The 14,362-nt window shown below is 50.9% G+C and carries 13 protein-coding genes and 1 tRNA gene; 9 read left to right on the top strand and 5 right to left on the bottom strand.

All coding sequences use genetic code 11. From position 1 onward, the window contains the following. The first annotated feature begins 8 nt into the window (after positions 1-8). Together ureG and FN082_RS21560 are read left to right on the top strand one after the other, a co-directional pair. The gene (ureG, locus tag FN082_RS21565; protein ID WP_139540537.1) at positions 9-626 is read left to right on the top strand and encodes an urease accessory protein UreG; all 618 of its coding nucleotides are present in this window, start codon (positions 9-11) and stop codon (positions 624-626) included. Between the two features lie 151 nt (positions 627-777). Beyond that, entirely contained in the window at positions 778-2,385 is a 1,608-nt protein-coding gene (locus FN082_RS21560) for a purine-cytosine permease family protein (RefSeq protein WP_139540539.1), read from the top strand. Positions 2,386-2,431: 46 nt separating this feature from the next. Here FN082_RS21560 and tsaD read toward each other — a convergent pair whose 3' ends face one another. Then, positions 2,432-3,445, bottom strand: coding sequence for a tRNA (adenosine(37)-N6)-threonylcarbamoyltransferase complex transferase subunit TsaD (gene tsaD / locus FN082_RS21555; RefSeq protein WP_142982338.1), 1,014 nt, complete (start codon positions 3,443-3,445; stop codon positions 2,432-2,434). A 237-nt stretch (positions 3,446-3,682) separates the two neighbouring features. Here tsaD and rpsU point away from each other — a divergent pair, with 237 nt between their 5' ends. The 5 genes from rpsU to FN082_RS21530 all read left to right on the top strand — a co-directional run bounded on the left by rpsU (position 3,683) and on the right by FN082_RS21530 (position 9,373). Further along, positions 3,683-3,898 (top strand): 30S ribosomal protein S21, encoded by a 216-nt coding sequence (gene rpsU / locus FN082_RS21550; RefSeq protein ID WP_001144069.1) that lies wholly within the window; start codon positions 3,683-3,685, stop codon positions 3,896-3,898. A gap of 236 nt (positions 3,899-4,134) precedes the next feature. Next, positions 4,135-5,877 carry a DNA primase gene (gene dnaG / locus FN082_RS21545; protein ID WP_139540543.1) on the top strand — a complete coding sequence of 581 codons (1,743 nt, stop codon included), beginning with the start codon at positions 4,135-4,137 and terminating at the stop codon, positions 5,875-5,877. A gap of 150 nt (positions 5,878-6,027) precedes the next feature. Continuing rightward, a complete protein-coding gene (gene rpoD, locus FN082_RS21540) occupies positions 6,028-7,872 on the top strand; it encodes an RNA polymerase sigma factor RpoD (RefSeq protein WP_139540544.1) in 1,845 nt (614 codons plus the stop codon). A 239-nt stretch (positions 7,873-8,111) separates the two neighbouring features. Continuing rightward, a complete protein-coding gene (locus FN082_RS21535; RefSeq protein ID WP_139540546.1) occupies positions 8,112-8,756 on the top strand; it encodes a TetR/AcrR family transcriptional regulator in 645 nt (214 codons plus the stop codon). Next, entirely contained in the window at positions 8,753-9,373 is a 621-nt protein-coding gene (locus FN082_RS21530; protein WP_142982337.1) for a nitroreductase family protein, read from the top strand. The genes FN082_RS21535 and FN082_RS21530 overlap by 4 nt, the downstream gene beginning before the upstream one ends. Here the strand turns inward: FN082_RS21530 and mug are convergent. Beyond that, positions 9,370-9,876 carry a G/U mismatch-specific DNA glycosylase gene (gene mug, locus FN082_RS21525; protein ID WP_142982336.1) on the bottom strand — a complete coding sequence of 169 codons (507 nt, stop codon included), beginning with the start codon at positions 9,874-9,876 and terminating at the stop codon, positions 9,370-9,372. The genes FN082_RS21530 and mug overlap by 4 nt on opposite strands. A gap of 124 nt (positions 9,877-10,000) precedes the next feature. Here mug and FN082_RS21520 point away from each other — a divergent pair. Then, positions 10,001-10,076: transfer RNA gene (locus FN082_RS21520), tRNA-Ile, on the top strand. 112 nt (positions 10,077-10,188) lie between these two features. Here the strand turns inward: FN082_RS21520 and FN082_RS21515 are convergent. The 3 genes from FN082_RS21515 to FN082_RS21505 form a co-directional block, all read right to left on the bottom strand. After that, positions 10,189-11,451, bottom strand: a complete 1,263-nt coding sequence (locus tag FN082_RS21515) for a P2 family phage major capsid protein (protein ID WP_142982335.1) — start codon at positions 11,449-11,451, stop codon at positions 10,189-10,191. 17 nt (positions 11,452-11,468) lie between these two features. After that, positions 11,469-12,185: a hypothetical protein gene (locus FN082_RS21510; RefSeq protein WP_142982334.1), complete on the bottom strand. Its 717-nt coding sequence runs from the start codon at positions 12,183-12,185 to the stop codon at positions 11,469-11,471. A gap of 475 nt (positions 12,186-12,660) precedes the next feature. Beyond that, positions 12,661-12,855: an ogr/Delta-like zinc finger family protein gene (locus FN082_RS21505; RefSeq protein ID WP_139531170.1), complete on the bottom strand. Its 195-nt coding sequence runs from the start codon at positions 12,853-12,855 to the stop codon at positions 12,661-12,663. Positions 12,856-13,644: 789 nt separating this feature from the next. On the opposite strand from FN082_RS21505, the gene FN082_RS21500 reads away from it, so the two are divergent. After that, positions 13,645-14,232 (top strand): hypothetical protein, encoded by a 588-nt coding sequence (locus tag FN082_RS21500; RefSeq protein ID WP_142982333.1) that lies wholly within the window; start codon positions 13,645-13,647, stop codon positions 14,230-14,232. Positions 14,233-14,362: the final 130 nt, after the last annotated feature.

The raw sequence follows: 14,362 nt of genomic DNA, 5'->3' as shown, positions 1-14,362 counted from the left end.
GAGAAGGTATGAACATGATTAAGCAACCGCTACGCGTTGGCGTCGGCGGCCCGGTTGGCTCCGGAAAAACCGCGTTACTGGAAGCGCTATGCAAAGCAATGCGCGACACCTGGCAGTTGGCGGTCGTGACTAACGATATCTATACCAAAGAAGATCAGCGAATTCTCACCGAAGCCGGAGCCCTGGAGCCTGAGCGAATTGTCGGCGTCGAAACAGGCGGCTGCCCGCATACCGCTATCCGGGAAGATGCATCGATGAACCTTGCCGCTGTAGAAGCCCTGAGCGAGAAATTCGGTAATCTCGATCTTATCTTCGTGGAAAGCGGCGGTGATAACCTGAGCGCCACTTTTAGCCCAGAGCTGGCGGACCTCACCATCTACGTGATCGACGTGGCTGAAGGGGAGAAGATCCCCCGCAAAGGCGGGCCGGGGATCACTAAATCGGACTTCCTGGTGATCAACAAAACCGACCTTGCACCGTATGTGGGCGCCTCTCTGGAAGTAATGGAACGCGACACCATGCGCATGCGCGGCGAACGCCCGTGGAGCTTCACCAACCTGAAAAGCGGCGACGGCCTGCAAAATATCATCGCTTTTATCGAAGACAAAGGCATGCTCAGCAAGTAGCACCTGCACCATCCCGGCGCACAGGTGTCGGGATGGTGCACCTCCTGCCCTCTCTTTAGTCATCCTCTTCCCGAAGCCCTGATAGCGCCTGCCCTGCGATGTGGCATAAGGTTTGCTAATTCCAGTCATGCCTAACCATTAAGGAATGACTATGTCATCACTGGATATAAAAACTGATTTACCTGCGCAAACCAGTGCCGCCGGCTCAAAAGAAACGCTGGAAGATTATACCCTTCGCTATGCCCCACTGAGCTTTCGCCGCTGGGGACCGGGGGTTGTCGCGGTGACCGCATTAGGCGGTATCGCCTACCTCGCTGACTTTTCTATCGGCGCCAGCATCGGTATGGCATGGGGCACGACTAATGCGATTTATGCGATCCTGCTGGCAGCGCTGGTGATTTTTCTCACCGGTATCCCGCTGGCGATTACCGCCGCCCGCTATAACATCGACCTCGACTTAATCACCCGCAGCGCGGGTTTCGGCTACTTTGGTTCGGTGATCACCAGTATTATTTTCGCCGGATTTACCTTTATCTTTTTCGCCCTTGAAGGCTCGATCATGGCCCAGGGGCTGCTGGTAGGGTTAGGGATCCCGCTATGGATGGGCTACCTCATCGCCACGCTGATGGTATTGCCGCTGGTGGTCTACGGCATGAAAGCGCTGACTCGTCTACAGGTCTGGACGACGCCGCTGTGGCTGGTACTAATGGTGGTTCCGGTGGTCTGGCTTATCGTCAAAGACCCGGATCTGGTGGACGGTTTTATGAGCTTCGCCGGTAAAAACAACACCTCAACGGTAGATTTAACTGCCATTATGCTCGGTGCAGGCGTGTGCCTGTCGCTAATCATGCAAATTGGCGAACAGATCGACTATCTGCGCTTTATGCCGCCGAAGACCGCCGAAAACAGCAAAAGCTGGTGGCTGGCGGTTTTCTCTGCCGGCCCTGGCTGGATCGTATTAGGCGCGATTAAGCAGATCATCGGCGCTTTCCTTGGCTTCTATCTGCTAACCCGCTTCCCGGCGGTACACAACACCGAGCCGGTACAACAGTTCGTTAGCGTCTTCGATAACCTGGTTCCCGGTTGGCTGGCGCTCACGCTCGCCGTTGTGCTGGTGGTTATCTCGCAGATTAAAATTAACGTTACTAATGCCTATTCCGGTTCACTGGCGTGGACCAGCGCCTGGACGCGCACCACGAAACGCTATCCGGGGCGGATTATTTTCGTCATCGTCAACCTGACGATTGCCCTCGCCCTGATGGAAGGCGACATGTTCAGTGCCCTGGCGTGGATCCTCGGTTTCTATTCCAACTTCGCTATCGCCTGGGTGGTGGTGGTCGCCACCGATATCACCGTGAACAAAGGGCTGCTGAAGCTGGCCCCGGCGCAGCCGGAGTATCGTCGTGGGATGATTTACAACGTCAACCCGGTGGGCGTGGTAGCTTTTGCCCTTGCGGCAGGGCTATCAATTAGCGCCTTCTTTGGCCTGTTAGGCGAAACCCTGGCACCGTTCTCGCCGCTGATTGCGCTGGCGGTAGCTTTCGTGATGACGCCGGTCATGGGGATCGCTACCCGTGGGCGTTACTACATCAAGCAGCACGATGATGGTATTACCGAGCCGCGCTACGATGCGCAAGGTAACGCGTCAACCACAATTTACCGCTGCATTAGCTGCAGGGAAGAGTACGAACGTCCTGACGTGATGCATTCGCACAGGCATCAGGGGGCAATCTGCTCGCTGTGTAAGAGTATGGAATAAAACAGGAAGGCGGGCCGAGATCACATCGGCCCGTTCAACATCAGAGTTATGCCGCCGGCAGCTCAGCCAGCGGCCAGCGCGGACGGACAGTCACGCCAAGCTCCGCTTTCGCGCCGGAGTGCAGGCGAACCATACCCGCGTAGGCAATCATCGCGCCGTTATCGGTACAGAACTCAGGGCGAGCATAGAACACTTCCCCGCCGCGTTTTTTCATCATATCCGCCAGCTTCGCGCGCAGCGTGCGGTTAGCGCTGACGCCCCCCGCCATCACCAGGCGCTTAAAGCCAGTTTGCTCCAGCGCGCGACGGCACTTTATCATCAACGTATCGACGACCGCATCTTCGAAAGCGCGGGCAATATCGGCGCGAGTCTGATCGTCATCACCATTGCTGCGAATGGTGTTGGCGGCAAAGGTCTTGAGGCCAGAGAAACTAAAATCCAGCCCCGGGCGGTCGGTCATCGGGCGCGGGAAGACAAAGCGCCCTTCGGTGCCCTGAGAAGCCATTTTCGACAGCATCGGGCCGCCAGGGTAATCCAGGCCCAGCAGTTTAGCCGTCTTATCGAAGGCTTCCCCTGCAGCGTCATCAATGGACTCGCCTAACAGCTCATACTGACCAATGCCGGTGACGCTGATTAGCTGCGTGTGGCCGCCGGAAACCAGCAGCGCGACAAAAGGATATTCTGGCGGATTATCTTCCAGCATCGGCGCCAGAAGGTGCCCTTCCATATGGTGTACGGGAATCGCCGGAACGTTCCAGGCAAACGCCAGCGAACGGCCGACCGTTGCGCCGACCAGCAGCGCGCCAACCAGGCCCGGACCCGCTGTATACGCAACAGCATCAATCTCTTTTGCCGTCAGTCCCGCTTCCTTAAGCGCTGCCTGAATCAGCGGTACGGTTTTGCGCACATGGTCGCGCGAGGCCAGTTCAGGCACCACGCCGCCGTAGTCAGCGTGCAGTTTCACCTGACTATACAGCTGGTTGGCTAACAGACCTTTTTCGTCGTCATAAATGGCGATGCCGGTTTCATCGCAGGATGTTTCAATTCCCAGTACACGCATGGCTAGTTTTACCTCGTTTCAATACCGCGCAGTGTAGGGCCAATGCGGGTTGATGTAAAACTTTCCTCACCCCTGGCGTTCACTTCGTGTATACTCCCTGTCCTTATAAAAGTCCCTTTCAAAAATCGCGTCGGTGCTTTACAAAGCAGCAGCAATTGCAGTAAAATTCCGCACCATTTTGAAATAAGCTGGCGCTGATGCCAGCGGCAAACCGAATTTATCAAAGGTGAGAGTTACATGCCGGTAATTAAAGTACGTGAAAACGAGCCGTTCGACGTAGCGCTGCGTCGCTTCAAACGTTCATGCGAAAAAGCAGGTGTTCTGGCGGAAGTTCGTCGTCGTGAGTTCTATGAAAAACCGACTACCGAACGTAAACGCGCTAAAGCTTCTGCTGTGAAACGTCACGCGAAGAAACTGGCTCGCGAAAACGCACGCCGCACTCGTCTGTACTAATCTGTTGGGAGCTTAGCTCTCAATTCAGACCGAGTTGTAGTTGTAAGGCCGTGCTTCCGGAAGGAATGCGCGGCTTATTTTCGTTTATACACGTCATCATTCAAGCTGCCTCTGTGTTGGCTGCAGTCGCTCACCCCAGTCTCGTACTGATGTACGCTCCTGAGGATTCGCTCCCTTGCCGCCTTGATGCATCCTGAATGATTTTGTGTATATGAGTCATCAAAAAACAGGGGCATATGGCTGGACGAATTCCACGTGTATTCATTAATGACCTGCTGGCAAGAACCGACATCGTCGACCTCATCGACGCGCGGGTAAAGCTGAAAAAGCAGGGCAAGAATTTTCACGCGTGCTGTCCGTTCCATAACGAAAAAACCCCCTCTTTCACCGTCAACGGTGAAAAACAGTTTTACCACTGCTTTGGCTGCGGGGCGCATGGCAACGCTATCGACTTCCTGATGAACTACGACAAGCTCGAGTTCGTGGAAACCGTCGAAGAGCTGGCTGCTATGCATAATCTTGAAGTGCCATATGAAGCCGGAACAGGTCTGAGTCAGATAGAGCGCCATCAACGGCAAAATCTCTATCAACTAATGGAAGGGTTAAATGATTTTTATCAGCAATCCTTCACCCAACCGAATGCCGAACCTGCACGCCAGTATCTGGAGCAACGCGGCCTGAGTGCCGAAGTTGTCCAGCAGTTTGCTATTGGTTTTGCGCCACCGGGCTGGGATAACGTATTAAAACGTTTCGGCGGTAATGTCGACAACAGGAAACTGCTGCTCGATGCCGGAATGCTGGTCAACAACGACCAGGGAAGAACTTACGACCGTTTCCGCAATCGCGTGATGTTTCCGATTCGCGACAAACGAGGCCGGGTGATTGGATTTGGTGGTCGCGTACTGGGTAACGATACGCCAAAATACCTTAACTCCCCGGAAACCGATATTTTCCATAAGGGCCGCCAGCTTTATGGCCTTTATGAAGCTCAGCAGCACCACGCAGAACCACCGCGGTTGCTGGTTGTCGAAGGATATATGGATGTCGTCGCTCTGGCGCAGTACGGTATCAACTATGCCGTTGCATCGCTGGGTACATCGACTACGGCCGACCACATGCATATGTTATTCCGGGCAACAAACAACGTGATTTGCTGTTACGACGGCGACCGCGCCGGGCGCGATGCAGCATGGCGTGCGCTGGAAACGGCAATGCCGTACATGACCGATGGTCGTCAGCTACGCTTTATGTTCCTGCCCGATGGTGAAGACCCGGATACGCTGGTACGTAAAGAAGGCAAAGAAGTTTTTGAAGCACGGATGGAGCAGGCTCAGCCGCTCTCCATGTTTTTATTCAACAGCCTCTTACCGCAGGTCGATCTGAGTTCACCGGATGGCAGTACGCAACTGGCCGCACTAGCGCTGCCGCTCATCAGCCAGGTTCCAGGCGATGCGCATCGTATTCAACTGCGCCAGACGCTGGGCCTGAAGCTGGGAATTTTTGATGATACACAGCTTGATCGTTTAATGCCGAAACAGGCAGAAAGTGGCGTCGTACGCCCGGCTCAGCAGATAAAACAGACGCCTATGCGTATACTTATAGGACTGCTGGTGCAGAACCCAAGTCTGGCGCCGCTGGTGCCGCCTTTACAAGGGCTGGCGCAGAGCAAATTACCGGGACTAAGACTGTTCTCCGAGCTGGTGAGTCTTTGTGTCGCGCAGCCAGGTCTGACCACCGGGCAGCTGTTAGAGAATTATCGCGGGACAAGTGAATACTCAACACTTGAAAAACTCTCAGCCTGGAACGATATAAGGGATGAGAATGTTGAAAAAATGTTCACCGACACGCTAAACCGAATTTTTGATGCAATGCTTGAACAGCGACTGGAAGAGCTGATAGCTCGCGATCGCACACACCGTTTAAGCAGTGAAGAACGCAGGGAGTACTGGGAAATCAGACAGGCCCTGGAAAAAAAATGAATTTAACGGCTTAACTGCCGAATACCGTTCGGGAAGCCCCCGACAGCCGCGCAGAGGCGCAGCGGCAATAATATAAGTACGCCCTCGCTTTAAATGTTGGCAGTTCGTCTGCCTGCACCAATCAAACGAATTAAGTGTGGATACCGTCTTATGGAGCAAAACCCGCAGTCACAGCTGAAGCTTCTTGTCCAACGTGGTAAGGAGCAAGGCTATCTGACCTATGCCGAGGTCAATGACCATCTGCCGGAAGATATCGTCGACTCCGACCAGATCGAAGACATCATCCAAATGATCAACGACATGGGCATTCAGGTGATGGAAGAAGCACCGGATGCCGATGATCTCTTACTTGCTGAAACAAACAACAATACCGACGAAGATGCGGAAGAAGCTGCGGCGCAGGTTCTCTCCAGCGTTGAGTCTGAAATCGGACGCACAACTGACCCGGTCCGCATGTACATGCGCGAAATGGGCACCGTCGAGCTACTGACGCGTGAAGGCGAAATCGACATCGCCAAACGTATCGAAGACGGGATTAACCAGGTCCAGTGCTCGGTTGCTGAATATCCGGAAGCTATCACCTATTTGCTCGAACAGTACGATCGTGTTGAAGCAGAAGAAGCGCGTCTTTCCGATCTGATCACCGGTTTTGTTGACCCGAACGCCGAAGAAGATATGGCGCCAACGGCAACGCACGTCGGTTCTGAACTCTCTCAGGAAGAGATGGATGACGACGAAGATGAAGATGAAGAAGACGACGACGACAGCAGCGATGACGACAACAGCATCGATCCTGAGCTGGCGCGCGAGAAATTCGCCGAACTGCGTACGCAGTACGAACTGACCCGCGATACTATCAAAGCGAAAGGTCGTAGCCACGCCGCAGCGCAGGAAGAGATCCTGAAACTGTCAGAAGTATTCAAACAGTTCCGCCTGGTGCCGAAACAGTTTGACTACCTGGTTAACAGCATGCGCACCATGATGGATCGCGTTCGTACTCAAGAACGTATCATCATGAAGCTGTGCGTTGAACAGTGCAAAATGCCGAAGAAGAACTTCATCACTCTGTTCACTGGCAATGAAACCAGCGAAACCTGGTTCAATGCGGCCATCGCAATGAACAAGCCATGGTCTGAGAAGCTGCTTGACGTGAAAGAAGACGTTCAGCGCGGCCTGATGAAACTGCAGCAGATCGAGCAAGAAACCGGCCTGACCATTGAGCAGGTAAAAGATATCAACCGTCGTATGTCCATTGGTGAGGCAAAAGCTCGCCGTGCGAAGAAAGAGATGGTTGAAGCGAACCTGCGTCTGGTTATCTCTATCGCCAAGAAATACACCAACCGCGGTCTGCAGTTCCTCGATCTGATTCAGGAAGGCAACATCGGCCTGATGAAAGCGGTCGATAAGTTTGAATACCGTCGCGGTTACAAGTTCTCCACCTATGCAACCTGGTGGATCCGTCAGGCAATCACCCGCTCTATCGCGGATCAGGCGCGCACCATTCGTATTCCGGTACATATGATTGAGACTATCAACAAGCTCAACCGTATTTCCCGCCAGATGCTGCAGGAGATGGGCCGCGAGCCGACGCCGGAAGAGCTGGCCGAGCGTATGCTGATGCCGGAAGATAAAATCCGTAAGGTGCTGAAAATCGCCAAAGAACCGATCTCCATGGAAACGCCGATTGGTGACGATGAAGATTCGCATCTGGGTGATTTCATCGAGGATAACACCCTCGAGCTGCCGCTGGACTCTGCCACCACTGAGAGTCTGCGTGCCGCCACTCACGACGTTCTGGCAGGCCTGACCGCCCGTGAAGCAAAGGTTCTGCGTATGCGTTTTGGTATTGATATGAATACCGACCACACGCTGGAAGAAGTGGGCAAACAGTTCGATGTTACCCGCGAACGTATTCGTCAGATTGAAGCGAAGGCCCTGCGTAAACTGCGCCACCCGAGCCGTTCTGAAGTACTGCGTAGCTTCCTCGACGATTAATCATCGTCGCTTACCGCAAAAGCCAGTCAAATGACTGGCTTTTTTTATGACCAAATTATAAAAATTCATATAATATATATTTCCCATTTAACCACGAAAGTTATTGATATATATTTAGGTCATTTTCTTATTATTCATTCCCATTTAGACAAACAACTGGACTCATAGTTTTACAATTGTACTATTGGTACACGAATCGCATTAAATGCACAAAATGGAAATAATCATAGGGAAATAAAATGAAGAGTAAACGTAAAATTCAGCTAGCTGATTTTAATCGGATGGTTATTTTAGCAACATCCAATACATTATTTCTTAGCCGTGGAATAGAGGGCACAACCATGGATGAGATCGCACATGAAGCGGGATTCAGTAAAACAACGCTTTATACCTATTTTGACAATAAACAGGATATCCTGGATCATCTTATACTTGACGGCATGGAACGCTTTCACCAGGAAGTTGTTCAGATAGCCAGCCAAAACAATTCGTTCCGCGAGTTTTATCGTGAATTCTGCCAGGCGCTAATTGCTCTCCATGACTCCGGCATTGTCTACTTTCCTGGGATAACCGGAAAAATTGGTTGTTCTGAAAAAGAAATGAAGAACAATAAAGTATTGACCAATATCTATATGCTTGGAGAGGAAATTAATCATATTATCGCCATGCAAATCTCCAGAGCCGTAGAAAAAAAAGAGATTAGGCTTAATGCCCCCATCGCAGATGTCATGATGCTGTTCTGGCTCTGTTTGACTGGGTTAGTAGAGAAATCCTCAAGTAAAGAAATTTATCTTTTACGTCATCTTGAGAAAGACCGGAAATCCTTTCTTGATTTTGCCTTTGAATCATTACTATTAATAATAGAAAAAGGACCGACTAAATGATTAAAAAAATACTAGCGGGACTGTTAATATGCATCGCGGCTATCGCAAACAACGGTAGCGTTGCCCATATTGAGCTACACAAAGATGATAAGCCTTCTCCCATTCAAAACGCCGTCACGCTGAAACTCATTGAGCGCCGACATACCGATAAACGGCCTTATCAGAATGACGCTATTGCTCCAAAACACCTCAGCGCCCTGCTCGCACAGCACCAGCCATGGCTTTACCCACGCAATAGCGCTGGTTTTAATAAACTGGTCGGTTATGCCGTAGAAGCAGCAAAGACCCAGGCGCTCAATAAGAACAAAAGAGAGGAGTTTGCACAATGGCTACGCTTTTCTAACGGGGAAGAAATGTTTGCAGCAACCATTCGTAGCGGAATGAATCTGGAGTCCTTCTGGCTCGATGCCGTCCAGTACGGTATCTCCATTCAGCCGATCAGCCAAATGCTGGAAGAAGACGCTTTCCGAAAACAGCTGGCGCAAACGCTGGGCCTTAGCCAGCCACCGCAAATGATCCTCCGCGCAGGCTACGTTGACGACTACGGCGAAAATAATAAGATTCGCCGTAATATCAGTATGTTTACCAGTCTGGAGTCGCAACCGACTGTAAATTAAAGCCCTCGCGTCGCCAGCGCATCGTCAAGCTCCCGGTAGGCCTCAACCAGTTTATCCAGCGTTGCCCGGTTAAGCCCACTGGGATTTGGCAGCACCCAAACTTCCGTCGCACCGATAGTCACCTGCTGCTTGCCCCATTGTACGCCACGCGCCTGGAACGCTTTCTCAAAGGCCTGCTTGCCGAGGATCGCTAGCGCACGGGGCTGATACTCTTCCATCTTTTTGACCAGCTCCCGCCCTCCGCTTCGCAGTTCCAGCAGCTCTACCTCACTAGCCTGCACCGTCGGGCGCTCGACCAGCATGGTAATTCCGCAGCGAGTATCCAGCAGATGCAGCTCCTCCTCAGGCTTCAGAAGGCGATCGGTAAATCCGGCCTGGTGAATCACCTTCCAGAAGCGATTGCCCGGATGGGCGAAATGAAAACCGGTATGGGCGGAAGACTTTCCCGGATTGATACCACAAAAGACCACCCGCAGGTCCGGCGCCAGAATATCGTTAATCATGTTTTCCCCAGCTCAATACCTAAAAGCCAATTATAAAGGATTGAAAATGCATTGTTTATAAAAACAGCAGGCGTGCGTTTTAGGCTGGATTGCGGGCAACAGTTACTTTATAATCCTTCGCCACGGCCCCTTAGCTCAGTGGTTAGAGCAGGCGACTCATAATCGCTTGGTCGCTGGTTCAAGTCCAGCAGGGGCCACCAAATAAAACAAAGGGTTACGATAAAAATCGTAACCCTTTGTTGTTTCCCAGGCTTCCTATAGGCTACCTTTTACCGGTAATAATCGGCAATCAAGCAGAATATTCGCATACCATCAGCGCCAGTCGATGCCATCGATCAGGCATCCCGCCTCGTATCTTTCCACCATATAGGCTTCGTTCCATGACTCGTAAACCGCCAGACGGTTGAAATGAGGCTCATTTACAGCCCGTTTTCTTATACTGCCTTTTTGCCAGTATAGTGCGATGTTACTCAGTGATGTGACCCACACCGCATTATCAGGAAAGAACGGGACGGGCACGGCGGGAAGATTTCCCAGCGTCGGATTCTTCAGAAGCAGCTCATTCACCAGATGCTCCATATTGGGTTGATTGGGAGAGACCGCATTGACAAAAGGGAACTCTTTACGAAACAGCGTACTCATGCTGCAAATCGCCACCAGTCCATTCCGGTATTGCTTACTGATGCCTGACTGCCAGCCATCAAGTACAAGCGCGTCAATCGTGCCGTAGTCGCCATAAGCTATGATCTGGTTATCCTCATCACGTCCGGCCACTGAAAGCCCATCCATGACCCTTTCCGGCGCTTCCTGACGGTATTTTTCCAGCCAGCCAACCCCACAATCCTCCCGATTTGGACAGAGTGCAGGATCTGATACTGGGGCATAATGCGTCCCGGTAAACCCAATCATAAGCCGATCCAGATTTCTCTGTCGCTCTACCGCCGCACGCGCCAGTTCCGGGTAATTATCCAGATGGCTCCACGCATCAAGTTCATCGTAGGAGATCTGTGCGTCAAGGTTGACCTTCCTGCAATGATACTGATGAGGCTTTCTGGATGTGCTATCTACCGGATTTCTACGTATGCCGCCGTTGTTTGTGCTGGCAAGCGGGCCGCGCGATCCCATTCTCACCACTGTTGCAGAGGATTCCGTAACCGGTATGACGTTAATCCGCGAAAGGAAATCAGCCCCATAGCTGGCCGCCAGTTCTCCGTGTTGAGCAGGCGACGCTCCGACATCTGAAAATGACACTCGGCCCGGAGTGGCTGAAAAGTTCATCGCCTGTGACTCCATGCCGGTCAGTTCCCTGATAACACGATCCATCATCGTCGCAGGGTCGTTTGTTTTCACATCCTGCACAGGCAGGCCTGCAAAAATATCCCGCGCTGCGGGTTCCGCGTTCACAAAATATTTCGCGCCGTCAGCGGGTGCCCCCGGGGGATGTTTATGCAATGAAATCTCTTTTTCCAGCTTTACATTTTCCTCTTCCAGCGCCTGTTTCATTCGGGGTGAGGCGTTCTGCGAGGCCTGTCGGTTACGGTTAATCAGACACCGGATTTTCTCATTAAAGTTCATCGGTTTAATCCTGTCTCTCAGTTCAGCCCTTTGCAGGGTTCACGCCCTTCGGCCAGCGCCTGCATTAATGCTGTATCTTTCCGGGCCAGCGCCATTTGTCCGGCAGATGGCGAAAGGCGAATGGCGGCGCTCGCCTCAGCCGGAAAAACTCCCGGCCAGAGATGAAGGGGATTTCCCGTATCACCCTCGGCCATCGCCAGATATTCCCGTGCCGGGTCAAGATTGTTATCCCGGGCAATGTTTCCCATCAACGCAGTCAGTAAATTATCAAGCTCATGGGTCGGTACACGGGACAGGACAAGCAACCCGCGAACAATTTCAAGCGATTCACGGAGATCATTAATCAGGGCTTCACACTCAGGCCGGATGAGGGCAGAACACAGTTCATGCCAGGCAAAATCATAACGCCGGGCCTTTTCAGCAGTGCTATAACGCAGCTTAAGCGCCTCCACACGGGCGGCCTCAATCAGAGGAGAGATACGCCCCAGCTTCTCTTTTGCCAGGCTGGCAAGTAACGAGGCTTTGTCAGAGTCCTCACTTTCGACGCCACCGGACGCCAGCAGGCTCTGCTCCCATCCGTTAGACTGTCGGCCTGCTTCTTCTTCCAGTTTTTTACGGGTATCGAGCAAATTCTGCACCGTGTCCAGCTTATCTTTCAGCGGGACGTTCGCCTCGTCAAATTCGCGGCGCAGCGTCGTGGCGCTCTCTGCCAGCCGGGTAAGCTCGGGTGTCATTTTCATATTCCTGACTCCTAGTGTCATACAGTTACAACGGCACGCACTCTGCCTGCCGGTCTGCCCGCTATGTTTCACCAGAATTAGAAGGGATGTCGCGGCGCTTTTGTTGTAAGCCGCAGGCCAGAGCCAAAACTGTATAACAGGGTTAAATATTCCCAGGATAATGCCGGTCAGGTCACACTGGTAAAGGCAGGAAACTCATGTACAGCCCGGCAAGAAACGGTAAATCGGTTTTGCGTGCAGTCAGGATCCCCCACGAACTGGATGAGCAGATCCGCAGACTGTGCGAGCAACATACACTCACCTATTCGGGGTGTGTGATAAAGCTGGCCCGGCAGGGTATGGAGTATTCCTTCAACGACAGCCCCGGTCGCTACCGAAGCCTAGATAACCTGATAAGTGATGTGCTGATGCGTGGAGGTAGGAAAGGCTAGCCCGCCCTCTCGGGCGGGGAACGGCTTAACGAATCAATTCAACTTCCCGCTGCTGGCGGAGGCGTGGCCGGGGAGTTACGACGACTGACCCGGTGTTCAAAAGCATTCAGGGTGGTGAAACTCTCACTGCATTCCAGATTCTGACACTGATGATACTGGCGTATTGTGTGCTCACTCAGACGGCGACTGGTACGGGTGCGGGCCATTGCGCCGCAGAAAGGACAACGAAACATAGATATTCTCCCTCATGGGAGTTGAACTCGCTGGCATTATCCGGTTTTCGCCCCCCCCCTGACAACTAATCCCCTGCTTAATCGCCTTATTCATACAAAATTTTTCATTGTTAAATATCTCATACTCTCCAGTTTTATGCCGGATATCAGCAAATTATGGCAATAAACATCATTTTAGCCCTCTTCCCGATATCGTCTGTAAGCCACTCAGGAAGGCGCAATAAAAAGTGACCTCACCTCATTACCACAAGTCAAAACGCAGCGCTGAATTGCACAGAGAAGGCAGAATCTCACTTTCTGGCCTTATGCCTGCTTGCGGGGGCAGGCCCCCCGTCACCTGCGCGCTGCAATCCTCCCATTTTCCGTGCATGCACAAAACTGACCTCAAACTGCGTCCGGCGACGGGTTTTAAGGTAGTAACAACATCAATTAACTGTGCAAGTTTGTGCAGTAGCGTGCGCTATATGCCTTATAATCATATGACATAAGAGTAAGATAGCAAAAGGAGCTCTACATTAGAGAAATGTAGCAGTATAAAAATTCATTTTTCTACAAATTTACACACTATTCGATTATCCTTTAGTACGTTAACAATCATTCAACCCGACAATGTTTTATAAAATGAGAAGTATAGGAGCACCCTTTCTGGAAAATAAACCTAGTTATGCAACATGAAGCGGAACGACACTTGAACCTAATATTTAATGTCAATTTGTAGAGATGTTATAGCTTTTTCTTAGTATCATAGTTCAATGTCACGGCTCTCATATTAATACTTAAAGGATGAATATGGATTGGTTAACATTTATCAGTAAGTTTATCGACTCGTTGTTCACACTTATTGCAAAGCTTTCTTGGCCAGCTGTTATCTTTGGGATAGCGTACTTTGGTAGAGAAAAAATATTCAATCTACTTGGTTCACTACGTACAATAAAATATGATAAATTCCAAGCTGAGTTTGAGCTTGGTAGTTCTGAAGTGGTTCATAAAGCTGAAGAGTTACTACCAGAGCCCGATAAAAGTCAAGACCACTATCAGATACTCAAGGCTCAGCTTATGGATTCTCCCCCTTTGACTTCCGTTATTACAGCATGGAATTATATTGATTTAGCAATCAGAAATGCTCTTGAAAGATCGCAAATAGAATTTAAAAGGAATTCATATACACCCACATTTAATATGAACACTCTTTTAGAGCATAATCTAATCACTAAAGAACAATTCAATCTTTTTGTTTCAATGCGAAACTTACGTAATCAAGCCGTCAATAATGGCTTATGGGAAATCCCCCCAACGGCTTTGGAAAACTACATAGATTCCGCATTAAATCTCTTAACATTTTTAGAAACCATACATCCAGAACTTGATAATAGATAATGATAAAGGAAACGTTGGCAGGGGGTATTGCGCCCCCTTTCTCATGATAAACTTTTAACTATTATTGTACTTTACAATACTAGCTAAATTAGCTTTAAAGCAAAATCATGAGCAACAAGTATTAAAACCA

It is taken from the genome of Klebsiella spallanzanii (assembly GCF_902158555.1).
In the GTDB taxonomy this organism is placed as follows: domain Bacteria; phylum Pseudomonadota; class Gammaproteobacteria; order Enterobacterales; family Enterobacteriaceae; genus Klebsiella; species Klebsiella spallanzanii.
The sequence above is the reverse complement of the archived record's forward strand: the minus strand, read 5'-3'. Positions and strand labels throughout refer to the sequence as shown.

Bases quoted from the DNA above. Each gene is read 5' to 3' on its own strand.
- ureG (WP_139540537.1), top strand. From the start codon at position 9: ATGAACATGATTAAGCAACCGCTACGCGTTGGCGTCGGCGGCCCGGTT.
- FN082_RS21560 (WP_139540539.1), top strand. From the start codon at position 778: ATGTCATCACTGGATATAAAAACTGATTTACCTGCGCAAACCAGTGCC.
- tsaD (WP_142982338.1), bottom strand. From the start codon at position 3,445: ATGCGTGTACTGGGAATTGAAACATCCTGCGATGAAACCGGCATCGCC.
- rpsU (WP_001144069.1), top strand. From the start codon at position 3,683: ATGCCGGTAATTAAAGTACGTGAAAACGAGCCGTTCGACGTAGCGCTG.
- dnaG (WP_139540543.1), top strand. From the start codon at position 4,135: ATGGCTGGACGAATTCCACGTGTATTCATTAATGACCTGCTGGCAAGA.
- rpoD (WP_139540544.1), top strand. From the start codon at position 6,028: ATGGAGCAAAACCCGCAGTCACAGCTGAAGCTTCTTGTCCAACGTGGT.
- FN082_RS21535 (WP_139540546.1), top strand. From the start codon at position 8,112: ATGAAGAGTAAACGTAAAATTCAGCTAGCTGATTTTAATCGGATGGTT.
- FN082_RS21530 (WP_142982337.1), top strand. From the start codon at position 8,753: ATGATTAAAAAAATACTAGCGGGACTGTTAATATGCATCGCGGCTATC.
- mug (WP_142982336.1), bottom strand. From the start codon at position 9,876: ATGATTAACGATATTCTGGCGCCGGACCTGCGGGTGGTCTTTTGTGGT.
- FN082_RS21515 (WP_142982335.1), bottom strand. From the start codon at position 11,451: ATGAACTTTAATGAGAAAATCCGGTGTCTGATTAACCGTAACCGACAG.
- FN082_RS21510 (WP_142982334.1), bottom strand. From the start codon at position 12,185: ATGACACCCGAGCTTACCCGGCTGGCAGAGAGCGCCACGACGCTGCGC.
- FN082_RS21505 (WP_139531170.1), bottom strand. From the start codon at position 12,855: ATGTTTCGTTGTCCTTTCTGCGGCGCAATGGCCCGCACCCGTACCAGT.
- FN082_RS21500 (WP_142982333.1), top strand. From the start codon at position 13,645: ATGGATTGGTTAACATTTATCAGTAAGTTTATCGACTCGTTGTTCACA.